This is a genomic window from Streptomyces sparsogenes, assembly GCF_001704635.1.
Classification (GTDB): Bacteria; Actinomycetota; Actinomycetes; order Streptomycetales; family Streptomycetaceae; genus Streptomyces; species Streptomyces sparsogenes.
Window position 1 is genome coordinate 85,812 of record NZ_MAXF01000084.1, and the last position, 23,461, is coordinate 109,272.

Consider the following 23,461-nt stretch of genomic DNA (forward strand, 5'->3'; position numbering starts at 1 on the left):
GCACCCACGTGACTGAGATCGAGATCGGGCGCGGCAAGCGCGGCCGCAGGGCGTACGCGTTCGACGACATCGCCGTTGTGCCGAGTCGTCGTACCCGGGACCCGAAGGAGGTCTCGATCGCCTGGCAGATCGACGCATACCGCTTCGACCTGCCGTTCCTGGCCGCCCCGATGGATTCGGTGGTCTCTCCGAGGACCGCGATCCGCATCGGTGAGCTGGGCGGTCTCGGGGTGCTCAACCTCGAGGGCCTGTGGACCCGGTACGAGGACCCGGAGCCGCTGCTGGCGGAGATCGCCGAGCTGGACGAGCGGACCGCGACCCGGCGCATGCAGGAGATCTACGCGGAGCCGATCAAGGAAGAGCTGATCGGGCAGCGTCTGAAGGAGGTGCGCGACTCGGGCGTGGTGACGGCCGCCGCGCTCTCCCCGCAGCGCACCGCGCAGTTCTCCAAGGCCGTGGTGGACGCCGGGGTCGACATCTTCGTGATCCGGGGCACCACGGTCTCGGCCGAGCATGTCTCCGGTGCCGCCGAGCCGCTGAACCTGAAGCAGTTCATCTACGAGCTGGACGTCCCGGTCATCGTGGGCGGCTGTGCCACCTACACCGCCGCGCTCCACCTGATGCGGACGGGCGCGGCCGGGGTGCTGGTCGGGTTCGGTGGCGGCGCCGCCCACACCACGCGCAATGTGCTGGGCATCCAGGTGCCGATGGCGACGGCCGTCGCCGATGTCGCCGCCGCCCGCCGGGACTACATGGACGAGTCCGGCGGCCGCTATGTGCATGTGATCGCGGACGGCGGCGTCGGCTGGAGCGGCGACCTGCCGAAGGCCATCGCCTGCGGCGCGGACGCGGTGATGATGGGCTCGCCGCTGGCCCGCGCCACGGACGCGCCGGGCCGGGGCCACCACTGGGGCATGGAGGCCGTGCACGACGAGGTGCCGCGCGGCAAGCGGATGAACCTGGGCACCGTGGGCACCACGGAGGAGATCCTGCTGGGCCCCTCCCACACCCCCGACGGCTCGATGAACTTCTTCGGCGCCCTGCGCCGGGCCATGGCCACGACGGGCTACTCGGAGCTGAAGGAGTTCCAGCGGGTCGAGGTGACGGTCGCCCCCTCGCAGCACGACAAGCGCTGAGCGCGCAGACGCAAACGGGTTGGGCCCCGACCGCGATGCGGTCGGGGCCCAACCCGTTGGTGTGCCGGCTGCGTCAGCGGTTGCTGAGGCGGTAGGCGGTGGAGACGGCCGCCACCGGGGAAAGCGCCATGAAGATGTAGGTCAGGGCGTCCGAGTCCTCTTTCCAGCCGTCGAAGAGGTCGCTGAAGTGGTCGAAGAAGTAGTCGTTCGCGGTCGGCAGGTCGACGTTGCCGACGTTGCCGTACTTGTCGGCGAGGTTGCTGACGTAGTCCGACGCGATCATGGCGTAGCCGTACAGCTCACCGAACCACACCGCCGCCAGGGCCAGCACGGCGCCGACCACCCACAGCGCGGGGTTGCGGCCGCCCAGCTTGGCGATGACGAAACCCACGAGCGCGCCGACGACGACACCGGCGTAGGCGAACTGGGTGACCTTGGGCTCCTGGCCGTCCGTGTCAGCGAACGCGCTCAGCAGGAAGGCGTAGAGCAGCCCGCCCACGAAGGCGGCGACGACGGCGGCGAGGACGGCGAGGGCGGGGTTGCCCGGGCGTCCGACCGGCGGCGCGGGCGGCGGGAAGCCGCCGGCGAACTGCGGCTGCTGCGGGCCGCCGAACTGCGGCTGCTGCGGCTGGCCCTGCGGGTAGCCGTAGCCACCGGGCTGCTGGGGCGGCTGCGGCTGCTGAGGCTGCTGCCAGTTCTGGCTCATGGAGATCCCCCGGGGATGAGGTGATGGTCCGTGCTCCGGGGACATGTGCTGCTGGGAGCGCGGACGAAGAGTTCGAGCCATAAAACTAACAGTCGGGCATGACAATCAGACAAGTCGTGTCTGTCGTCCGTAACACGCCTGCGACCGGACGGAGACAACCTGTCCGCCCTTATGTGGATTTGACACCCCTCATTCCGTGACCTGTCGGGTGGTCAGGTAACTCTCGGGCCCTGTCGTGACCTGGGGATCATGATCGAAAAGGTAGCAGCCGTCGGCCAATGCGGGGCGCGGCCGACGTCAGTGCCGAATGGGAATCCGGCATAAGCAATAATGTCAACTTATGGCGCAGAACAAGACTTTCACGGGACGTGATATCGGCATCGACCTCGGCACGGCCAACACCCTGGTGTACGTACGGGGCAGGGGGATCGTGCTCAACGAACCGTCGGTCGTCGCGGTCAGCACGACCGACGGCAGCGTGCTCGCGGTGGGCTCCGAGGCGAAGGAGACCATAGGGCGTACACCTTCCAACATTGTCGCGGTCCGCCCGTTGCGGGACGGGGTCATCGCCGACTTCGAGATCGCCGAGCGGATGCTGCGGCACTTCATCAAGAAGGTCACCGGCAACCGCCGGCTCGCCCGCCCCCGCGTCGTGGTGTGTGTGCCCTCGGGCATCACGGGCGTCGAGCGGCGGGCGGTCATGGAGGCCGCCTCCCAGGCCGGGGCCCGCCAAGTCCACCTCATCGAGGAGCCGATGGCGGCGGCGATCGGCGCGGGGCTGCCGGTGAGCGAGCCGACCGGCTGCATGGTGGTCGACGTGGGCGGCGGGACGACGGAGGTGGCCGTGGTCTCGCTGGGCGGGATGGTCACCGCCCGGTCCGTGCGCATGGCGGGCGACGCGATGGACGCCGCGATCACCGCGCATGTGAAGAAGCGTTACGCGCTGGCGATCGGGGAGCGGACCGCCGAGGAGATCAAGGTGAGCATCGGGTCCGCCGTACCGGTCGGGGCCTGGTCCGCGCCCGGCGGGACGCCCGCCCGGCTGTCGGAGCGGAATGTGGAGGTGGTGTCCACCGCGCGGAGCGGCGAGGGTCTGTCGCTCGACAAGGGCGACACGCCCGAGCAGGCCGACACGCTCGGCGTGCTCGCCACGGGCGACAGGCTCGGCACGGGCGAGGACCCCGAGCGGACCCAGACGCTGCTGCCGCCCGACCGCTGCACCATTCGCGGCCGGGACCAGGTCACCGGGCTGCCGAAGGTCCTGGAGCTGACGGCGGACGAGGTGCGGCACGCGCTGGCCGAGCCCGTGGACAGCATCGTCGCGGCGGTGCGCGCCACGCTGGACGAGACCCCGCCGGAGCTGGCGGGCGACATCATGGACCGGGGCATCGTGCTGACCGGCGGCGGGGCGCTGCTGCGCGGCCTCGATGTGCGGCTCAGCCGTGAGCTGGACATCCCGGTGCTGGTGGCCGACGACCCGCTGGACTGCGTGGCCCTCGGCACCGGCCGGTGCGTCGAGGACTTCGAGTCGCTGCGGACCGTGCTGGACGCCCGGCCCCGCGGGCTGGCCGGCGCGCGGATCTGACGCCGGGCCCGCCCCTCGCCGCCTGGGCGGGGGCGGGGGCGCGGGCCCGCCCGGGTGGGGCCCTTGGACATGCGGGACGGGCCGGGCCGTGGTGGTCTGGTGACACCGCGTCCGTCCACGGGGGCGGGAGGGGGCGGCACGAACCGACGTCGAGGTGGCGGGCAGTGGCACGCGACGGGAGATGTGCGCGAGCGGTCGTCGCGACGCTCGTGGCCCTGAGCGCGGTGCTGCTCGCGCCGATGCGACTGCCGGCGGCGGCCGTCCCGGCGTCCGGGGCGGCTCGCGGGCCCGCTCTGCCGTCGTACGCGGCGGCCGCCCCCTCGTACGGGCCCGCCCTGCCGTCGTACGGGGACTCGCCCCCGGCCCCGTCCGGCCACGGTCCCCGCGACCGCCCCCGCCACGGTCCCGGCCAGGACACCCGCCAGGGCACGCCCCAAGGCGCGCGCCAAGGCATCAGCCAGGACACCCGCCACGGCATCAGCCAAGGCCCCCGCCACCGGGGTTCGTACGCCGTGGCCGTCCGGCTGGCGTCGCTGGGCCCCGCCGTGCTGCGGCGCCCGGACGGTGAGCTGACGCTCAGCGGAACCGTGGTCAACACCTCGCGGCACCGTGTCACCGGCGCGCGGGTGGGTGTGCGGACCGGGCCGGCGGCGCTCGGCACCCGCAGCGGACTCGCGCTCACGGCCGGGCGCACCGCCCTCGTCCGCGCCGACGGCGAGGAGATCCCCCACCACACCCACCGGCTCCCCTCCCTCCCGCCCGGCGCCGCCCGCGACTTCCGGCTGCGGGTGCCGGTGGCGGACCTGCGGCTCGGCGGAGCGGGAGCGTACGGGCTGACGGTGCACGTGGCCCGCGTGGACGGGGCCGTCCTCGGGCTGGCCCGCACCTTTCTGCCGGTGTATCCGGACGGTACGGCGTTCGAGCCGCTGCGCACCGCCGTGCTGTGGCCGGTGACCGACACCCCGCACATGGAGGCGCTGACCCTGCGCACCCCCGGCAGCGTGCGGCCGGTCTTCCGCGACGACGCGCTGGCCGCCGCGTTCGCCGAGGGCGGGCGGCTGCGGCGGCTGGTCGAGACGGGCGCGCGGCAGCCGGTGACCTGGATGGTGGACCCCGACCTGGTGGCACAGGCGAGGGCGATGGCGGACGGCTACCGGGTCGCCCGCACCCCCGGCGCCACCGATCCGCGCCACACCACCGCCGGCCGGGGCGGGCGGGCGGCGGCGGACTGGCTGGCCGCGCTCAAGCGCGCGGTGCGCGGGCGTGACGTCATCGCGCTGCCGTACGCGGACCCCGACCTGGCCTCGCTCGCCCGCGCCGGCGACGGCGGCGAGGCGCTGGCCGGGCTGCTGCGCCGGGCGTCCCGGGCGGGCAAGGACGTGGTGGACCGGGAGCTGCACGTCGACGCCCGCGCGGATGTGGCCTGGCCGGCGGGTGGCGCGGTGGACGCCGGGATCGCCGCCTACGCCGAGCGGCTCGGCCTGGAGACGGTGCTGGCCTCCGGAGACGGGGTGCGCCGCTCCTCCGGCGCGCTGCTCACCGCCGGTGCCACGGACGACGGCGCGGCCACACTCGGCGCGCGGCTGACCGCCCTGACGCACGACACGACCATCGCCTCGCTGCTGGCGCGGAGCCGGCCGGGCACCGGCGCGGCGGGCGCGCCGGGCCGGCTGGCGCTGCGGCAGCGGCTGCTCGCCGAGAGCCTGACGGCCGTGCGGGAGCTGCCGTACGCCCCGCGCGCGCTGGTGGTCGTCCCGCCGCGCCGGATGTCGGCCGGGGCGGCGCGGGCGCTGGCCGAGGCGGTGTCCGAGGGGCGGAAGGCGGGCTGGCTGGAGCCGTCCCGGCTGGAGGCGGCGGCCCAGGACCCGGAGCCGGGGCAGCTGCGCGACGCCACCGGCTACCCGGTCGCGCTGCGCGCCTCCGAGCTGCCCGCCCGTACGCTCGCGGCGGTCGCCCGGGACGAGCGGCGGCTGCGCACCCTCTCGAAGGTGCTGTCCGACCCGGGTGGCACCGCCGCCTCCGCGCACGCCGCGATGGTCCGCGCGCTGTCCACGAGCTGGCGCGGGGACCCGGCGGCGGCGCGCTCGTACCGGCGCGGCGTGAGCCGCTATCTGTCCGCCTCGATCGACTCGGTGCGGCTGGTGCCCAAATCGACGGTGACGGTCGCCGGGCAGTCCGCGACCATCCCGGTCACGGTCGACAACGGGCTCCAGCAGGATCTGACCGGCGTGGAGCTGCGGGTCTCCTCCAGCCGGCCGGAACGCCTCGACGCGGTGGACCGGGCGGTGGGGGTGCGGGCGTCCAGGGCGGTCAGCCGTACGGTGCGGGTCCGGGTGCGCGCCCATGCCAACGGGCCGGTACGGCTCACCGCCCGGCTCCACACCAGCGCCGACGGCAAGCCCTGGGGCCGCCCGATCACCTTCACGGCCGAGGTCCGCTCGGTGCCCTCGGGGGCGGTCGCGTTCGTGGCGGGCGGCGTGGGGCTGATCGCCCTGGCCGCGACCTTCCGGCTGCGCCGCGCGCGGGCGCGGGACGGCGGGGCGCCGGACGCGGGAGGGTGACCAGGGGGTGACGTGGCGGGGCGCCGGGCGTGCGGGGGTGAGACGGGTTTACGGGCGCGGCAGCTCAGAGCCGGTACGCCGTGCCCGCCGGGCTCGCCCCGCGCGTGTCCAGCAACAGCTGCGCCTTCACGGCCAGGCCCTGGAGGTCATAGGTGCGGTGGTGCTGCAGCAGCACGGTCAGGTCGGCATCGGCCGCCGCCTCGTACAGCGCGTCCGCGCGCGGCACCGGCCGGCCGAGCACCTGCCACCGCGCCACGAACGGATCGTGGAAACTGACCTGGGCGCCCAGGTCCATCAGCCGCGAGGCGATCTCGCCCGCCGGCGCGCCCTCCTGGTCGCCCACGTCGGGCTTGTAGCTCACCCCCAGCAGCAGCACCCGGGCGCCGCGCGCCGACTTCCCGTGCTCGTTGAGCAGGGCCGCGCAGCGGCGGGTGACATAGCCCGGCATCCGCCCGTTGACCTGCTGCGCCAGCTCCACCATGGCCAGCGGGCGGCCGGGGCGGCCGGAGCGGCCGGAGCGGCCAGGGCGGCCGGGAGGCCCGGGGCGGTCCTCGCGGGACGGCGCGTCGCTTCCCGAGGGGGCGTGGGCCATCGGCACGCCGTGGCCGCCGACGCCTGGCCCCGGCCGGAAGGCCTGGAAGCCGAAGGGCTTGGTCTCGGCGCAGCGGATCACGTCCCACAGATCGACGCCGAGGTCCCGGCAGAACACCGCCATCTCGTTGACCAGGGCGATGTTGACGTGCCGGTAGTTGGTCTCCAGGACCTTGACGGTCTCGGCCTCGCGCGGGCCCCGGGCCCGTACGACCTTCTCGGTGAGCCGGCCGTAGAAGGCGGCGGCCGCCTCGGTGCAGGCGGGGGTCAGCCCGCCGATGACCTTGGGGGTGTTGGCGTAGCCGTAGGTGCGGTTGCCGGGGTCGAGGCGGCCGGGGGAGTAGGCGAGGTGGAAGTCGCGCCCGGCCCGCAGCCCGGATCCGTCCTCCAGGATCGGCCGCAGGAATTCCTCGGTGGTGCCGGGGTACACGGCGGATTCCAGCACGACGGTGGTGTGCGGGCGCAGGTGCGCGGCCAGCGCGCGGGCGGCCTCGCCCACCGCCGCCAGGGCGGCCGTACCGTCCTCGCCGAGCGGGGTGGGGGCGCAGATCACGGCGGTGTGCACCCGGCCGAGCTGGGTGGGGTCGGTGGTGGTCCGGAAGCCGCCGGCGGCCATCCTGCGCAGGTCGGCGGCCGTGAGCGCGCCGTCCCAGGCCCCGGAGGGCAGCCTTCCGGCGCGCAGGTCGGCGGCGGCGCGGGGATCGGGGTCGTAGCCGAGGGTGCGGACGCCGACGGCGGTGGCGGCCCGGACGAGGGGGATGCCGAGGTGGCCGAGTCCGATGACGGCGAGATCTGCGGGCATGACTTCGTGCCGTCCTTCCCGAGGTGATTTCGGAGGGCGCGAAATGAGGTGAATGAAGACTAAGCGGAAATATGACTCGTATTCAGTATTGAGGCGGGGTGTTGAGGTGCGGGTGTCGAGACCCCGGGCGAGGCCCCGGTGCGCGCTCCGGCATGGCGTCACGAGCGGAAAGCCAGGAAAATCAATCAAGAACGTGTGATCTCGATCACCGTCTCGATCACCACGGGAGGCAGCGGTGAGGACACCGACACTGGGGCCGGCCGAGCGCGGCGAGGCGCTGGCCCGGATGGCGGACCAGGAGCTGGACGTGCTGGTCGTGGGCGGCGGGGTGGTCGGGGCCGGCACCGCCCTGGACGCCGCCACGCGGGGCCTCGCGACCGGCCTGGTGGAGGCGCGGGACTGGGCGGCCGGCACCTCCAGCCGGTCCAGCAAGCTGATCCACGGCGGCCTGCGCTATCTGGAGATGCTGGATTTCGCCCTCGTACGGGAGGCGCTGAAGGAACGCGGCCTGCTGCTGGAGCGGCTCGCCCCGCACCTGGTCAAGCCGGTGCCGTTCCTCTACCCGCTCAAGCACCGCGGCTGGGAGCGGCTGTACGCGGGCAGCGGCGTGGCACTGTACGACGGCATGTCGATCTCCTCCGGGCACGGCCGCGGGCTGCCGGCGCACCGCCATCTGACCCGGCGCGGGGCCCTGCGGGTCGCCCCCTGTCTGCGCAAGGACGCGCTGGTCGGGGCGTTGCAGTACTACGACGCTCAGGTGGACGACGCGCGCTTCGTCACCACGCTGGTGCGCACCGCCGCCTCGTACGGCGCCCATGTCGCCAACCGGGCGCGGGTGGTGGGCTTCCTGCGGGAGGGGGAGCGCGTCGTCGGCGCCCGCGTCCACGACCTGGAGCAGGGCGGCGACTTCGAGGTGCGCGCCCGCCAGGTGGTGAACGCCAGCGGGGTGTGGACGGACGAGACCCAGGCGCTGATCGCGGAGCGGGGCCAGTTCCACGTGCGCGCCTCCAAGGGCATCCACCTGGTCGTGCCCAAGGACCGCATCCACTCCACGACCGGGCTGATCCTGCGCACCGAGAAGAGCGTGCTGTTCGTCATCCCGTGGGGCAGGCACTGGATCGTCGGCACCACCGACACGGACTGGGACCTCGACAAGGCCCACCCCGCCGCCTCCAGCGCCGACATCGACTATCTGCTGGAGCACGTCAACGAGGTGCTCGCGGTGCCGCTCACCCGCGACGACGTGGAGGGCGTGTACGCCGGGCTGCGCCCGCTGCTGGCCGGCGAGTCGGAGGCGACCAGCAAGCTGTCGCGCGAGCACACGGTCGCGCATGTGACCCCGGGGCTGGTGGTCGTGGCGGGCGGCAAGTACACCACCTACCGGGTCATGGCCAAGGACGCCACGGACGCGGCGGTGCACGGCCTCGACCAGCGGGTCGCCCCCTGCGTCACCGAGGAGGTGCCGCTGGCCGGCGCCGTGGGCTACAAGGCGCTGTGGAACGCGCGGGCGCGCATCGCCCAGCGCGCCGGGTTGCACGTCGCCCGCGTCGAGCACCTGCTGAACCGCTATGGCTCGCTCGCCGAGGAGATCCTGGAGCGGATCGCCGAGGACCCCTCCCTGGGCGAACCGCTCACGCACGCCGACGACTATCTGCGCGCGGAGATCGTCTACGCCGCCTCCCACGAGGGCGCCCGGCACCTGGACGACGTCCTGACGCGGCGCACCCGCATCTCCATCGAGACGTTCGACCGCGGCACCCGCTGCGCCCGCGAGGCCGCCGAGCTGATGGCGCCGGTGCTGGGCTGGGGACAGGAGCAGGTCGACAAGGAGGTCCAGCACTACGAGAAGCGCGTCGAGGCGGAGCGCGAGTCGCAGCGCCAGCCGGACGACCTGACGGCGGACGCGGCCCGGCTGGGGGCGCCGGACATCGTCCCGCTCTGAGGCCCCTCTGAGGCCCCTCTGAGGCCGGGGCGGGTACGGGAGGGGCGCGAGCAGTCAGCCCCGGCAGAACTCGGCCGTCAGGAGGCGCCGCTCCGCGGAGGGGGCCGGGTCGGCGTCGCTGTTGAGGCGGTACGCCAGGACATGGCGGCCGCCGGGGGTGGCGACGACCTGGACGTACGAGCCGTTGATCCGGCCGTTGTGGCCCCACAGCGTCACCCCGCAGGACAGCCGCACCGGGAAGAGGCCCATCCCGTACCGCCCGTCCGACGCGGTCGTGTCGCGCATCCGCCGCAGCGCCGCCGGTGGCAGCAGGCCGCCGCGCAGCAGCGTGCCGTAGAAGCGGGCCAGGTCGTCCAGGGTGGAGACGGCCTCCCCGGCGGCGCCCGCCGCGGACGGGTCGAGGTCGGTGACATCGCGGAGGCCGGTGACGTCACGGAGGTCGGCGGGGCGGGGGTGGCGGGGGTCGCGGGGGCTGCCGGTGCGGGGGTCGCCGGGGTGGACGGTGTAGGCGCGGCCGTGCGGGGCGGGGAGGGTGGCGCGGGTGCCGGGGAAGGACGTGCCGCGCAGGGCGAGCGGGCCCAGCACCCGGCGCTCGGTCTCGGTGGCGTAGGGGCGGCCGGTGACGCGCTCGACGACCAGGCCCAGCAGGACGTAATTGGTGTTGGAGTAGCACCAGCCGGCGCCCGGGGCGAACCACGGCCGGTGGGCGACGGCGGTGCGCACCAGCCGGCGCGGCGTCAGGCCGGAGCCGGGCGGCGGTCCGGACAGCCGGCGGGCCACCCGCTGGTCGGCGGCGAAGTCGAACAGGCCGCTGGTGTGGGTGAGAAGCTGCCGGAGGGTGATCTTCCGGCCGTCGTTGCCGTGGCCGCGTACCAGCCCGGGGAGGTAGGTGTCCACGGTGTCGTCCAGGGCGAGCCTCCGCTCCCCGGCCAGTTGGAGGACCACCGTCGCGACGAAGGTCTTGGTGACGCTGCCCGCGCGGAAACGATCGCTTTTGTGAATGCGCCGCCCGGTGCGCAGATCCGCGAACCCGGCCGAGGCGAAGCGCGTCCCGGCGCCGTCCCGGGCGAGCGCGGCGGCGCCCGGCGCGCCGCCCCCGGCCACCAGTCGCCGTACGGCCGCGCGCAGCTCGTCCTCGGTGTTCCCCCCGCCGGCGCGCGGGGCCGCCGCGGCGACGCCGCGCGTGTGGGCCGCGCCGGGTGTGGGGGCCGCCGCGCCGGGAGCCGCCGGGGCGCCGCAGCCTGGAACGGCGGCGCCCAGGAGCGCCGCCAGCGCGAGCGCCCGGGCCGTCACGCGGCCGGGCCACTTCCGCCACCGGGCGCGGATCGGCATGTCGGAGGGCCTTTCGTCAGGTGGTGGACCCAGATGTTCGCAGGTGTGGCCGAGGTCGCCACGCCCGGCCCCGGACCCCGGACTTCCACCGGTCCGCGGATGAGAGACAATGGGTGCTCTCCCAGGGTGGGTTCAGGGCGGGTTGATTTGCAGAGGGGACGCATGTCGGAGGCGGAGCGGACGCAGGGCTCGACCGGACGCCTCCTCGCCGGGCGGTACCGGCTCGGAGAAGTTCTCGGCCAGGGCGGGATGGGCACGGTCTGGCGGGCGAGCGACGAGACGTTGGGCCGTACGGTCGCGGTCAAGGAGCTGCGCTTCCCGTCGAGCGTCGACGAGGACGAGAAGAGACGGCTCATCACCCGCACGCTGCGCGAGGCGAAAGCGATCGCCCGCATCCGCAGCAACGGCGCGGTCACCGTCTACGACGTGGTCGACGAGGACGACCGTCCCTGGATCGTCATGGAGCTGATCGAGGGCCGTTCGCTCGCCGATGTCGTACGGGACGACGGCCCGCTGACCCCGCGCCGCGCCGCCGAGGTGGGGCTCGCCGTGCTCGACGTGCTGCGCGCCGCCCACCAGGCGGGCATCCTGCACCGCGACGTGAAGCCCTCCAACGTCCTGATCTCCGACGACGGCCGCGTCGTGCTCACCGACTTCGGCATCGCGCAGGTCGAAGGCGACCCCTCCGTCACCTCCACCGGCATGCTCGTCGGCGCCCCCTCCTACATCTCGCCCGAGCGCGCCCGCGGCCACAAGCCCGGCCCGCCGGCCGACCTGTGGTCGCTGGGCGGACTGCTGTACGCGGCGGTGGAGGGCGTGCCGCCGTACGACAAGAGCACCGCCATAGCGACGCTCACCGCCGTGATGACCGAGCCCGTCGAGCCGCCGAAGAACGCGGGCGCGCTGGAGGAGGTCATCTACGGGCTGCTCACCAAGGACCCCGAGCGGCGGCTCGACGACGCCGGCGCGCGGGCGCTGCTGAACCAGGCGCTGGACGCCCCCGACGAGGGGCGGTCGAAGCCCGCGGCCGCCGACGCGACCCGCACCATGTCCCTGCCGCCCGCCCCGGCCCAGGACGCCCCCGCGGCCTCCGACGCCGCCGCGGAGCGGGTGCGGGGCGCGCTGCGGTCCGTACGGAAAGCCTCGGCGGCGGCCGCCGCCACCGGATCGGGCGGATCGGGCGGGTCGGCGGCCCCGGCGGGCTCGGCCGCGTCCGGCGCGTCCGGTGCGTCGGGCGCGTCCGGTGCGTCCGGCGGCAAGAAGTCCTCGTCGTCGGGCGGCAGGCCCGCCAAGGCGGCGACCCCCGCCGCGGGCTCCGAGATCCCGCCCGCCCCGCAGCCGCCGCGCGCCCCGATCACGGACGTGGTGCCCAAGCGCACGCTGGTGATCATCGCGGTGGTCGTGGCGCTCGCGGTCCTCGGCACGGTGCTCGCGATCGCGCTGAGCGGCGACGACGGCGGTGACCAGGGCAAGTCCGGTGACCGGCCGACGGCTTCGGCCGGCGCGGGCGGCGACACCAAGGACTCCGGCGGCCAGTCCGGCCGGTCCCCGGACGCCCAGACCTCCGGCGAGAAGCCGACGGACGACGCGACCAAGGGCGGCTCCGGAAGCTCGGACAAGGACGAGGACAAGGACGGGAACGGGGACGCCGACGGGAGCGGCGGCAAGGGCGGTGACGACAGCGGCGGCAAGGGCTCGCTGCCGGGCGGGTACGAGACCGTCAAGAGCTCCGACTTCCCGTTCACCATGGCGATGCCCAAGGGGTGGAAGGTTCACGCCGGTACCTACGGCGGCAGCAAGATCTACTACGGCGGGCCCGAGGTCCCGCGGATCCAGGTCGACTTCACCGACTCCCCGAAGTCCGACGCGGCGGCGGAGTGGCGCAAGAGCGAGGGCCAGGTGGGCAGGACCACGCCCGGCTACAGGCTCATCGGCATCGAGTCGGTCAAGTGGCACGGCTACCCGACGGTCGCCGACTGGCAGTTCGAGCGCGACAAGGGCGGCAAGCGGGTCCGGGTGCTCAACCGCGGCTTCCGGGTGGACGGCAGCCATGGCTTCGCCATCATGATCACCTGCGAGAAGAGCAAGTGGGACGACAAGGAGTGCAAGACGCTGCGCGACACGGCGTTCGACACCTTCGACGTCACGGACTGAGCACTCCGGTCGGCACGGCGCGCCCCGGGCACGTATCGTGAGAGGCCGTGGACCGTGCGCAGCGGCAAGGGCGGGCAAAACCCCTATGGTTGACGGTGTGGTGCGGTGCGGATGAGGGTGTGCAGCGCGTGCTCGGGGAGGCGTCGTGGACGAATACGCGGGTCGGGTTCTCGCCGACCGCTATCGCCTGCCCCTGCCGCCGGCCGATGAGTACGAGCTTGTCGAGACCCGCGCCTTCGACACCTACAGCGGACAGGAAGTCCACCTCAGGCAGATACCGCTCCCGGAGACCGTCGAGGCGGAGGTCGTCGGCGACGACGGGCGCTACCCGGGCGCCGCTCCGGGGCGCGGGACCGGCGCGTACGGCATGGGGCGGGGCGGCCGCGGCGGCGCCGACCCGGCGGTGCGCCGCGCCGTCGAGGCCGCGACGGCGGCCGCGCGGGTGCCCGACCACCCACGGCTCGACCAGGTCTTCCACGTCTTCGTAGAGGCCGGGAGCCTGTGGATCGTCAGCGAACTGGTCGCGGGCCGGCCGCTGGCCGCGCTGCTCGCGGAGCGGCCGCTGTCCCCGTACCGGGCCGCCGAACTCGCCCACGACATCCTCACCGCGCTGCGCGCCCTGCACGCCGACGGCTGGATCCACCGCAACATCACCGCCCGGACCGTCCTGGTCTGCGACGACGGGCGTGCCATGCTCACCGGGCTCGCGGCGGGCGCGGCGGAGGAGGCCCTGTGCGGCTACGACCCGGTGCCCCGGCCGCCGGCCGGCCCGGTCGACGCGGCCGACGCGGTCGAGGCGGCTCACCAGGACGACCCGGCTGACGCGGCCGACTGGCCTGTGCGGGGCGGGCCTTCCGCCCCGGCGGAGGCGGACGAGGGCGCGTACGACGGCGCGGACGGTGCCGGGGGCGCGGGCGACGCGGTCGGCGGGATCGGCGCGGCCGGCGAGGAGCTTTCCGGGGAGGGCGATGCCTCGCTGCCGGGCGGCTTCCCCCGCCGGGTGACAGGGCCGCTCTACCGCGACCAGATCGCGGTGGACGGCTTCCCCGCCCCGCGCGAACCCGGTGCGAGCGGGGCGCCGGGCGCGGCGGATGCGCCTGGCGCGCTTGGTGCTTCGGGTGCGCCTGGCGCTTCGGGTGTTTGGAATACGGCGCCGGGTGAGGACGAGTCGCGCCCCGGCCCACAGGGCGGCCCGGCGGGCGTGCTCCCCGGGCCGCGCGGTGCGCTCGAACAGCCCTCCCCCGGACCCGCGTTGCGGCTCCCCCCGGGGTCGGAGTGGCGGCCCGCCGAGCGCGTCGAAGACGGGCGGCCGGACGGCCCGACCGGCGTGAGCACTCCGGACGACCCGGACAGCACGCAGGGCGCCGGCCGGGGCGTACCCGGGGCCCGGTCGGGTGAACCGGCCTCTGAGGGCCACCCAGTCGCCCCGGCGCCCGGCGACCCGCAGGGCACCGCCGCGCGCGCCGTACGTGCCAGCGCGATCGCCGCCTATGCGGCGGGCGCCCGCGCCGCCGCGCGGGCGCATGTCGAGGGCCCCGCGCCCCATATCGCGCGCCCCGGCGCGGCCGACGGCCGGAGCGGCCCCGCGTCCGAGCGTGCGGAAGGCGCGCCGCGCCCCACGCCCGACACCCACGGCGCCGCCGCCTCGGACCCCTACGCCGACGCGGGCCGGCGGAATGACCGGGACGCGGGCCCGGCGCCGAACAGCCAGGCCGACCGGAGCCCGTACGCCGCCCCGGTGCCGTACGCCGACCTGGACCCGTACGCCGGTCCGAACCGGCAGGCCGATCCGGGTGCTCAGGCCGATCCGGGCGCTCAGGCAGACCGCAGCGCGAGCCCGGCCCCGCGCCGGGCCGACCGGCACCCGGACAGGGGCCGGGCGCTGTACATCGACCCAGGCCGACCGGCCGCCCCCAACGGGACCCCGGCCCCGGACCGGCGGGCGGTCCCGGCGCCTTACGCCGACCCGAGCCGACAGCCGTCCCAGGCGTCGTACGGCGTCCCGGACATCGCCCCCGCCGGCGGCTCGTGGCCCGGAGTGCCGGGGGCTGATCGGGGCGGCGCCGACCGGACCCCCGGTCGCGCGGGCTCGTGGGACGACGACGCGGCGGGCGGTCAGGGCGCGCGGCGCGGGCCCGCGACGGCGCTCGCCGCCGAGCGCGCGCGGCAGGCGCGGATCGTCGTGGTCGGGGCCGTCACCGAGCGGTGGGCGCCCGAACAGGCGGTTCCGGTGCACGAGAACTGGCGGCTCGCGCCGCCCGTCGGCCCGGCGGCCGACCTGTGGGCGGTGGGCGTGCTGCTGTTCCGCGCGGTGCAGGGCCACGCCCCGTACCCCGAGGAGAGCGCCGCAGAGCTGGTGCAGCTGGTGTGCTCCGAGGCGCCCGCGTACGCGGAGGAGTGCGGCCCGCTGCGCCCGGTGGTCGAGTCGCTGATGCGCCAGGACCCCACCGAGCGGCCGGACTTCGAGGAGCTGCGGGGCTGGCTGCGGTCGCTGATCCGGTCGGCGCCGGAGCCGGACGTCGGCAGCAGCACGGTCACGGTGCCGTCCACGGGGCCGGGCGGTGCGTCCGACCCTCGGCGGCTGCCCATCGTGCGCCGCCGCGGCTGGCTGGTGCGCCGGGGCCGGGCGGCGGCGCCGGTCGCCGCGCACGGCCGGCACAAGCGCGGCAAGCAGACGCGTGAGCGCCGCCCGCGCCGGCTGGGGCGGGTGCTGCTCACGCTGATACTGCTGGCGTTGGCGGCGGCGGTGCTGTACGCGATGCTGTTCATGCCGAAGGACGGCGAGAAGAACGGCCAGGACCGTACGGGCACGGCGGGCTCCCGGAGCGACGCGCCCAGCGCCTCGCGGGAGCCGTCGGCCGGAAAGCCGAGCGGGGACGGGGCGGGTTCGGGCACCTCCTCCCCGGACGACCAGCAGCCGCAGTCCACGCCGCCCGCCGGGCTGGCGAAGGGCTTCGTGGTCCGCAACGACCCGAAGGGGTTCAAGGTCGCGGTGGACGAGTCCTGGACCCGGCGCGGGGAGAACACCCGCGGCCAGATCCGCTATGTCGGCGGCGACTTCGAGCTGCTGGTGGTGGCGGGGCGGGACAAGGCGTCCGAGTTCGGCGCGGACCCCATGGCGTACCAGCAGAACAAGGAGCCCGAGCTGGCGGCGTTCCGCGCCTCCTCCTGGGCGTCGTCCTCCGGGCTGCGCCGGATAGACGTGGGGCGGACGGCGATGGCCGAGGGCGAGTTCAGCTGGCGGGACAGCAGCGGCCGCGATGTGTACGCGCGCAATCTGGCGATGCTCATCGGCGGCCGGTACCACGTCGTGCTGGTCATCGGACCGGCCGACGAGCGCCGCGCGGTGGCCCGCTACTTCGAGCAGGCCACGGCGACGTACAGCACGACGAGCGGCTGACCGAGCGGCGGGGCCCCTGGCGCCGGTCAGCCGAACCGTTCCCGCAGCTTGTACTTGAGCACCTTGCGGAGGGTGTCGTTGCGCGGCAGCGCATCGACGATTTCGAGCCGTTCGGGCAGCTTGTGCACGGACAGCCCTTGGGCGCGCAGATACGAGACCGCGTCCTCAAGGGTGAGCGGTTCCGCGCCGGCGGGCTGTTCGACGACGGCGCACACCAGCTCGCCGCGCTCTGCGTCGGGCAGGCCGATCACGGCGACATCGCCGACGCCGGGGTGCTCGTAGAGGAGTTGCTCGACCTCCTGGGCGGAGATGTTCTCGCCCTTGCGGATGATGACGTCCTTGGCGCGGCCGGTGAGGACGAGATAGCCCTCCTGGGTGAGGTGGCCAAGGTCGCCGGTGATGAGGAAGCCGTCGGCGTCGAACGCCGCCCGGGTCTGGGACTCGTCCAGATAACCGGCGCAGACGGCCTCGCCGCGCAGCCGTACCTCTCCGTCGACCCCTGGCGGCAGCGGGCGTCCGTCCCCGTCCACGATGCGGATTTCCATGGCCGCCGGCGGTCGCCCTTCGGTGGTCGCGAGGTGGTGGGGGGTGTCGTCCGGCGCGCCCATGGTGATCATGGGGGCTTCGGTCATGCCGTAGCCGTGGGTGAGCCGGCAGCCCAGCTCGCGGACGACCTCGTAGTACAGCTCGGGCGGCTTGGGGGCGCCGCCCCCGGCCAGCAGCCGCAGGGTGGGGACGATCCTGCGGGAGGGGTCCTTGCGCTGTTCGGCGAGGAACATCGAGTAGAAGGCGGTGCTGCCGCCCGCGACCGTGACCTTGTGCCGCCGGTAGGCGGCGAGCGAGTCGGGCAGCGCGAAGTGCTCCAGCAACACGGCGGGGAAGCCGTACATCAGCAGCATCACGGTGTAGTCGGGCCCGGCCACATGGGCGTACGGGAAGGCCATGGAGCCGACGTCGTCGGGGCGCAGCCGCAGCGCGTGGGCCAGGCAGGCCCCGGCCGCGATCAGACTGCGGTCGGTGTGCAGCACGCCCTTGGGTTCGGAGGTGGTGCCGGAGGTCCAGTAGATCCAGCGGACGGCGGTCCCGTCGGCGGGCGGCGGGGGCAGCGGCACGGCCGCCGGGTCGGCCTCCGGGAGGGTGTCGTACGCCTCGAAGACCAGGGGCGGGTCGGGCAGCGCCGCGGCGAGGCGGTGGGCCATCGCGGTGTGGTCGAAGCCTCGCCAGCGGCCGGGGACGGCGAGGAAGCGGGCGCCCGAGGCGCGCAGCGCGAAGCCGACCTCCCGGTCGCGGTAGAACGGGATGAGCGGGGTCTGCAGGGCGCCCAGACGGGCCAGGGCCAGGGCGAGGACGACCGTTTCGACGCGGGTGGGCAGCTGCCAGGCGACGCGGCTGCCGGGGCGCACCCCCAGCCCGTACAGCCCGGCGGCGGTGCGCTCGGCGCGGGTGCGCAGCGCGCGGAAGGTCACCCGCCGGTCGTCGCGGGCGGAGGCGGCGGCCTGCAGCAGGGCGGGGGCGTCGGGGGTGAGCGCGGCGCGCCGCTCGACCAGTTCCCACAGCGTTGCCGATGTGCCGAGCTGCCGCGCGATGTCGGTTTGGTGCGCCGTGTCGGTTTCCTGGGCGGTGTCGGTCATGCCGGCCTCCCGGGGCGCGCGCCATTGGGGCTGACGTATCTGACGACTAGTCAGATCGTTCGAGCGTAGGACCCGGCGCCTTGTCGGTCCAGGGCTCACGCGGTTAGTCTTGCGATGAATCTGACGATCAGTCAGATCCGGATCCGGGTAGATCCGTGGAGGGTGAGGGGGCTCGGATGGATCTCGACTGCACGGAGGCGGAGGAGGACTTCCGGCGGCGGCTGCGCGCCTGGCTCGCCGAGGTCCTGCCCAAGCTGCCCGACCCGCCGGACCCCGCCGACTGGCCCGCCCGCCGCGCGTACGACTGCGGCTGGCAGCGCATGCTGTACGACGCGGGCTACGCCGGGCTGCACTGGCCCGAGGACGCCGGAGGCCAGGGGGCGACCCCCACTCAGCACCTGATCTTCCTGGAGGAGACCGAACGGGCCGGAGCGCCCTACGTGGGCGCCAATTTTGTCGGGCTGCTCCACGCGGGCCCCACCATCGCCGCCGAGGGCGACGCCGAGCAGCGGGCCCGCTGGCTGCCGCCGATCCTGCGCGGGGACGAGGTCTGGTGCCAGGGCTTCTCGGAGCCGGAGGCCGGCTCCGACCTGGCCTCGCTGCGCACCAGGGCGGTGCGGGACGGCGACTCCTACGTCGTCACCGGCAGCAAGATCTGGACCTCGCACGCCGAGGTCGCCGACTGGTGCGAACTGCTGGTCCGCACCGCGCCGGCCGGCGACGGGGCGCCCCCGCACCGCGGCATCTCCTGGCTGGCGATGCCCATGGACGCGCCGGGGGTCACCGTGCGGCCGCTGCGCACGCTCGCCGGCACCGCGGAGTTCGCCGAGGTGTTCCTGGACGAGGTGCGGGTGCCGGTCGCCCATCGGATCGGGGCGGAGAACGACGGCTGGCGGGTGACGATGGTGACCCTCTCCTTCGAGCGCGGCACGGCGTTCGTGGGCGAGGTGGTGGCCTGCCGCCGGGTGCTGGCGGCCCTCGCGCGCGAGGCGAAGGCGGGCGGGCGGTGGGACGACCCGGTGCTGCGCCGCCGGCTGGGGCGGCTCGCGGCCGAGTTCGCCGCGCTGTGGCGGCTCACCCAGTGGAACGTGAGCGAGGCGCAGCGCGCCGGCGGGGTGCCGGGGACCGGCGGCTCGGTCTTCAAGCTGCGCTATTCGCACGCGCGGCAGGAACTGTACGACGCGGCCGCCGAGGTGCTGGGCGCCGGGGCGCTGGACGCGGGCCACCCGTGGGTGGCGGACCGGCTGTCCTCGCTCTCGTACACCATCGCGGCGGGCACCTCCCAGATCCAGCACAACATCGTCGCCGAGCGCATCCTCGGCCTGCCGAAGGGACGGTGAGCCAGCGCGTGGACTTCCGGCTCACGGACGACCAGCGGGCGCTGCGGGCGGGCGTCCGCGAACTGCTGGAGGGGCGGTTTCCCCGGGAGCGGCTCCGGGCGGCCGTGGACGGCGGGCCGCCCGTCGTGGACCGGGCGCTGTGGCGGGAGCTGGGCGGCGCCGGGTTCTTCGCCCTGCGGCTGCGGGAGGCGGACGGCGGGGTGGGGCTCGGCCTGCCGGAGGCGGTGCTGGCCTTCGAGGAGGCCGGCCGGGCGCTGCTGCCCGGGCCGCTGGTCGCCACGCACCTGGCGGCCGGGGTGGTGGAGGGTGCGGCCGAGGGCCGGGCCGTGGTCACGGCGCTGGACACGGCGGGGGACGGGGTCGGGGTGGGGGACGGGGCGGGGGCCTTGGTCGAGCATCTGGCGTCCGCCGACGCCGTGCTGGCGATCGGCGCCCCCGGCGACGGCGACGTCGAGGCGCTGCCCGCCGCCGGACTCGCCCGCGCGGCGCGGCCGGTACGGTCCGTGGACCCGGCGACCCCGCTGCATCGCGTGCCCAACCCGGACCGCGTGCCCCACCCGGACCGCGTGCCCCACCCGGGCCGCGTGGCTTGCCCGGGCCGACTGGCCGCCTCGGCCCGGCCGGCCGGGCCCCGGTCCGCCGGCCGGTACCGCCGGGAGGCGGTGCTGCTGACCGCCGCCCTGCAACTGGGCAGCGCCGCCCGTACGGTCGAGATGGCCGTGCGCCACGCCCGGGAGCGCTTCCAGTTCGGCCGCCCGATCGGCGCCTTCCAGGCCGTGCAGCACCTGTGCGCCGGGATGCTGGTGCGCGCGGAAACGGCCAGAAGCGTGGTTTACGCCGCCGCGGTCACAGAAGACGCGGGTGAAGTGGCCGCCGCCAAGCTGCTCGCCGACGAGGCCGCGGTCCATAACGCCCGGGACTGCCTACAGGTCCATGGAGGGATGGGCTTCACCTGGGAGGCCGATGTCCATCTGCACCTCAAGCGGGCCTGGGTGCGGGCCGAACAGTGGCAGAGGGCGGCCGATGCCGAGGAGGAACTGGCGGCCGGGCTGCTGCGCTTCGGTGCATGAGGTTTGTCGCCCGACTTCGTGGAAACGCCTGAATTGTTCAGATGTCGCGATTCCTGGGGGAATCCCCAGGGTCTAGAGGTGACCGAGCGTTGATACCGGGTTGTTTCCTAGGCGTGACTCGTCACACGAGGGAGTCGGGCCCGCGCTCCGGTACTCTCCGTTGCGTGCGAGCGGTTTTGAGGTGCGGCGATCCCGGTGTGGCCCGTGGGGCGACTCCGGGCATGCCGATGTGCCCCGCTCACACGGGGTGTGCCGTCCTGGCGCCCCGGTGTTCGACTCCCAGCAGCGCGCGTCGCACAGTATGCCGCATGCATACTCCTTGGCGCTGGAATATGACCGAAGCGCTTGTTGGGGTGACTGTACGTCAACCATGCTGTCTCGCAGGGGAGTCACGTTCCGTGACCTCTTGGAGGTACGAGGCGATGTGTCCGCCGGTTCGGATGGTGTGAGCGGTGCAGGTGCTTCAGGTGCAGATGGAGGTCCGGCCCGACCCCGCGGAGGTGAGTCGTGCCCGTCGGTGGGCGCGTTCGCGGCTCGCCGGGTCCGGGATAGGGGTGGACGAGCCGCTTGCCGAGACGCTGATCCTGCTGATTTCGGAGCTCGTGACCAACGCCGTGGTGCACACGGGCTGCCCTGCGGTGCTGCGCATGCTCTTCCCCGCGCAGGGTGAGGGCGGCGGCCCAGGCGCGGGCGGCCGGGGCGGTCGTGGGCCGGGCTGCGGCACGGTCCGGGTCGAGGTCGCCGACACCAGCGACCGGGCGCCGCGGCGGCGGTGCGCGAGCGAGGACGCCACCAATGGGCGCGGCCTGGAGCTGGTCGACGGTCTGGCGGACCGGTGGGGCTGGCATCCGGAGGGCGCGGGCAAGCGCATCTGGTGCGAGGTGGACCGAGGTGCCCGTGGGGGACTTGGGGCGTACGGAACTCATGAGGACGTGGCCCTGACGGGGCGCACGAGCCCCCATGCGCCGTCACAAATCGGGCGTAGTCGACAAAGTCCAGACCAGGTGTTGACGTGATGTGGTTGCTTGATCACTCTAGGATCGGCGATTCGTCGCGAGGGGACGTCGAGGACTCCGGGGCTCCTGGGGGCCGTGTGCTCCCGGGCCGGTTCCTCGGCGAGTGCGGGTCGCTGCCCGGCGCGTGACAGGGCATCGGCGCCGGAGCCGGGTGGCGGTGCGCGGTGCCGTGCTCGGGGTGCGCATGAGCGCGCCGCCGCCCGACAGACCCGTCCCTCGCCCCCGTACCCGAACTCTCGGCGGGACTACAGGACCGCCACGGGTGCGACGGGGCTCCCCGCGCCGCCGACGAACGGCTCGGGCGTGGCCGACAGCAGAAACGTGTAGCGCCCCTCCTCCGCGCAGGCCTCCGACAGCCCCTCCAGATTCCAGTTCTGACCCTGCTGCATCCCCATCTCGACGAGATCCAGGGCGTGGACCGGCAGCCACAGGTTCTCTATCTCCGGGGGGAAGATCTCGAAGGTGAGGGTGTCGTTGGCGACCGCGGCCACGTCCCGGGCGTGGAACCACTCCGGGGTGCGCAGGGACAGTCCGGGGGACGGGAAGGCGTACGCCTCCTTCTCGCCCGCGAGATAGCGCCGGATCTGGCCGGTGCGCACCAGCACGATGTCGCCGGGGCGGACGGTGGTCCTCGCCAGCGCCTCGGCGGCTTCCAGGTCCTCGGGTGTGACGGCGTGGCCGTCGGGGAGCCGGTCGAGCCCGTTGGCGCGGGCGACGTCGAGGAGTACCCCGCGCGAGACGATGTGCCGCGCCTTGTCGATGCCGCTGAAGGCGGCGCGGCCGTGGGCGGTGACGGAGCCGGCGGGGCGGCCGTTGTAGATCCGGCCCGAGTGCGAGACATGGGTCAGCCCGTCCCAGTGGGTGCCCGCCTGAAGGCCCATCGTCACCGCGTCGTCGCTGGTGGCCACGGTGCCCGGGCCGAACATCTCCAGGTTGACGGCGACCATGGTGTGCAGCGGGTTGACCCGGCCCGGGATGACCCCGGTCTGCACCCCGTCCTGCTGGAGCGGCACCGCGAGCGGGATGCGGCGGCCGCTGCGTATGGTCGCCGCGGCGTCCCTGACCACCTCGTCGGTGATCAGGTTGAGCGTGCCGATCTCGTCCGCCTCCCCCCAGCGGCCCCAGTTGTTGACGCGCTTGGCGATGTCGTGGAATTCGGGCGGCAGGGCCATGGAACCTCCTCGGTTCGGCTTCCGGTCGGGTTTTCGCCGGGGGCTTGTACTCGGGCCGCGTCTGCTCAAAAATCTAACGAACCGTCAGATACTCCGGGAGGGGACGCGGCGTGGGGAACTTCTTGGCCGGCAAGGTGGTCGCCGTCACCGGGGCCGGGCGCGGCATCGGCCGGGCCGTGGCTATGGCGTGCGCGGCCGAAGGAGCCCAGGTCGTCGTCAACGACTACGGGGTCTCGATCGAGGGCGGCGAACCCAGCAGCGAGGTCGCCGAGGCGGCCGTCAAGGAGATCGAGGCGGCGGGCGGCACGGCGGTGGCCGTCGCCGACGACGTCTCCACCATGGCGGGCGGGCAGCGGATCGTCGACACCGCGCTCCAGCACTACGGGCGGCTCGACGGCGTGGTGTGCGTCGCCGGGATCCTGCGCGAGCGGATGCTCTTCAACATGACCGAGGAGGAGTGGGACCCCGTCGTCGCCACCCACCTCAAGGGCACCTTCACGGTCTTCCGGGCGGCCTCCGCGGTGATGCGCGCCCAGCGCTCCGGCACCCTGATCGGCTTCACCAGCGGCAACCACCAGGGCAGCGTGGCGCAGGCCAACTACGCCTCCGCCAAGGGCGGGATCATCTCCCTGGTGCGCAGCGCCGCGCTGGGCCTCCACAAGTACGGGGTGACCGCGAACTGCGTCGCGCCGGTCGCCCGGACCCGGATGTCGGCCAACGTGCCCATGGAGCTCAAGGAGATCGGCGAGCCGGAGGACGTCGCGGCGCTGGTCGTCTATCTGCTGAGCGACCGGGCCCGGGACGAGAAGATCACCGGACAGGTCTACACGATCGCGGGGCCCAAGATCGCGGTCTGGGCCCAGCCCCGGGAGCTGCGCGCCGGATACGCGGAAGGCGCCTGGACCCCGGAGAAGATCGCCGACTTCCTCCCGGGCACGGTCGGGACCGACCCCATGCCGATGCTCGCGCAGCTCGACGCCATGGCCAAGGCCGCGGCCGAGGGCCAACGCCCCAACGCGTGAC

15 protein-coding genes are annotated in these 23,461 nt (G+C 74.4%); 10 read left to right on the forward strand and 5 right to left on the reverse strand.

Annotated elements, in window-relative coordinates; translation table 11 throughout:
* Window positions 1–8: 8 nt before the first annotated feature.
* On the forward strand, window positions 9–1,136 hold the full coding sequence (locus BBH68_RS16595) for a GuaB3 family IMP dehydrogenase-related protein (protein WP_065963129.1): 1,128 nt from the start codon (window positions 9–11) through the stop codon (window positions 1,134–1,136).
* Between the two features lie 73 nt (window positions 1,137–1,209).
* On the opposite strand, the gene BBH68_RS16600 is transcribed toward BBH68_RS16595, so the two are convergent.
* Window positions 1,210–1,842: a hypothetical protein gene (locus tag BBH68_RS16600; protein ID WP_065963132.1), complete on the reverse strand. Its 633-nt coding sequence runs from the start codon at window positions 1,840–1,842 to the stop codon at window positions 1,210–1,212.
* 340 nt (window positions 1,843–2,182) lie between these two features.
* On the opposite strand from BBH68_RS16600, the gene BBH68_RS16605 reads away from it, so the two are divergent.
* Together BBH68_RS16605 and BBH68_RS16610 are read left to right on the forward strand one after the other, a co-directional pair.
* Complete coding sequence (locus BBH68_RS16605) at window positions 2,183–3,427, forward strand: rod shape-determining protein (protein WP_065963134.1); 1,245 nt, start codon at window positions 2,183–2,185, stop codon at window positions 3,425–3,427.
* 164 nt (window positions 3,428–3,591) lie between these two features.
* Window positions 3,592–5,988 carry a DUF6049 family protein gene (locus BBH68_RS16610; RefSeq protein WP_104531316.1) on the forward strand — a complete coding sequence of 799 codons (2,397 nt, stop codon included), beginning with the start codon at window positions 3,592–3,594 and terminating at the stop codon, window positions 5,986–5,988.
* A 64-nt stretch (window positions 5,989–6,052) separates the two neighbouring features.
* On the opposite strand, the gene BBH68_RS16615 is transcribed toward BBH68_RS16610, so the two are convergent.
* The gene (locus tag BBH68_RS16615) at window positions 6,053–7,381 is read right to left on the reverse strand and encodes a nucleotide sugar dehydrogenase (RefSeq protein ID WP_065963137.1); all 1,329 of its coding nucleotides are present in this window, start codon (window positions 7,379–7,381) and stop codon (window positions 6,053–6,055) included.
* 235 nt (window positions 7,382–7,616) lie between these two features.
* Between BBH68_RS16615 and BBH68_RS16620 the strand changes: the two genes are divergently transcribed.
* Complete coding sequence (locus tag BBH68_RS16620; protein WP_065963138.1) at window positions 7,617–9,323, forward strand: glycerol-3-phosphate dehydrogenase/oxidase; 1,707 nt, start codon at window positions 7,617–7,619, stop codon at window positions 9,321–9,323.
* 54 nt (window positions 9,324–9,377) lie between these two features.
* On the opposite strand, the gene BBH68_RS16625 is transcribed toward BBH68_RS16620, so the two are convergent.
* Complete coding sequence (locus BBH68_RS16625) at window positions 9,378–10,655, reverse strand: serine hydrolase domain-containing protein (RefSeq protein ID WP_065963139.1); 1,278 nt, start codon at window positions 10,653–10,655, stop codon at window positions 9,378–9,380.
* Between the two features lie 162 nt (window positions 10,656–10,817).
* On the opposite strand from BBH68_RS16625, the gene BBH68_RS16630 reads away from it, so the two are divergent.
* Window positions 10,818–12,809: a serine/threonine-protein kinase gene (locus tag BBH68_RS16630; protein WP_065963140.1), complete on the forward strand. Its 1,992-nt coding sequence runs from the start codon at window positions 10,818–10,820 to the stop codon at window positions 12,807–12,809.
* A 145-nt stretch (window positions 12,810–12,954) separates the two neighbouring features.
* Complete coding sequence (locus tag BBH68_RS16635) at window positions 12,955–16,209, forward strand: protein kinase (protein ID WP_065963143.1); 3,255 nt, start codon at window positions 12,955–12,957, stop codon at window positions 16,207–16,209.
* A gap of 26 nt (window positions 16,210–16,235) precedes the next feature.
* Here the strand turns inward: BBH68_RS16635 and BBH68_RS16640 are convergent, their stop codons facing one another.
* Entirely contained in the window at window positions 16,236–17,840 is a 1,605-nt protein-coding gene (locus BBH68_RS16640; protein WP_065963145.1) for an AMP-binding protein, read from the reverse strand.
* Window positions 17,841–18,016: 176 nt separating this feature from the next.
* On the opposite strand from BBH68_RS16640, the gene BBH68_RS16645 reads away from it, so the two are divergent.
* From BBH68_RS16645 to BBH68_RS16655, 3 genes are all read left to right on the forward strand, one after another.
* Window positions 18,017–19,180, forward strand: a complete 1,164-nt coding sequence (locus BBH68_RS16645; RefSeq protein ID WP_065963148.1) for an acyl-CoA dehydrogenase family protein — start codon at window positions 18,017–18,019, stop codon at window positions 19,178–19,180.
* Between the two features lie 8 nt (window positions 19,181–19,188).
* Window positions 19,189–20,250, forward strand: a complete 1,062-nt coding sequence (locus BBH68_RS16650) for an acyl-CoA dehydrogenase family protein (RefSeq protein ID WP_065963150.1) — start codon at window positions 19,189–19,191, stop codon at window positions 20,248–20,250.
* Between the two features lie 452 nt (window positions 20,251–20,702).
* Window positions 20,703–21,266, forward strand: a complete 564-nt coding sequence (locus BBH68_RS16655; RefSeq protein ID WP_065963151.1) for an ATP-binding protein — start codon at window positions 20,703–20,705, stop codon at window positions 21,264–21,266.
* A gap of 245 nt (window positions 21,267–21,511) precedes the next feature.
* Here the strand turns inward: BBH68_RS16655 and BBH68_RS16660 are convergent, their stop codons facing one another.
* Window positions 21,512–22,438: a cyclase family protein gene (locus BBH68_RS16660; RefSeq protein WP_065963153.1), complete on the reverse strand. Its 927-nt coding sequence runs from the start codon at window positions 22,436–22,438 to the stop codon at window positions 21,512–21,514.
* Window positions 22,439–22,548: 110 nt separating this feature from the next.
* On the opposite strand from BBH68_RS16660, the gene BBH68_RS16665 reads away from it, so the two are divergent.
* Window positions 22,549–23,460, forward strand: a complete 912-nt coding sequence (locus BBH68_RS16665) for an SDR family oxidoreductase (RefSeq protein WP_065963156.1) — start codon at window positions 22,549–22,551, stop codon at window positions 23,458–23,460.
* Window position 23,461 lies beyond the last annotated feature (1 nt).